Source organism: Streptomyces sp. ATLC9 (assembly GCF_057196705.1).
The window spans coordinates 1-313 of sequence record NZ_JBXUOY010000627.1 but is presented as its reverse complement, the minus strand read 5'-3'; the positions used below and the strand labels follow the sequence as shown (position 1 = coordinate 313).

Genomic DNA, 313 nt, shown 5'->3' with positions numbered 1-313 from the left:
TCGGGCTCGTAGGCGGCGGGATTGTCGGCCGCGAGCCTGCGCCGGATCTCCACCGCCTCTTCGGTGGCGGTCAGGGCCTCGGCCCGGCGCCCGGCCTCCGACAGCCGGATGCCGAGGTTGGACAGCGAGCGTGCGAGGTCGGGCTCGTAGGCGGCGGGATTGTCGGCCGCGAGCCGGTGGTAGATCTCCACCGCCTCTTCGGTGGCGGTCAGGGCCTCGGCCCGGCGCCCGGCCTCCGACAGCCGGATGCCGAGGTTGGACAGCGAGCGTGCGAGGTCGGGCTCGTAGGCGGCGGGATTGTCGGCCGCGAGCC

At 74.8% G+C, this 313-nt stretch carries 1 protein-coding gene; it reads right to left on the bottom strand.

The genetic code is table 11. The annotated features are described in order from the left end of the window. On the bottom strand, positions 1-313 hold a 313-nt coding region (locus AC2CJA_RS27385; protein ID WP_484605300.1), incomplete at both ends, for a tetratricopeptide repeat protein.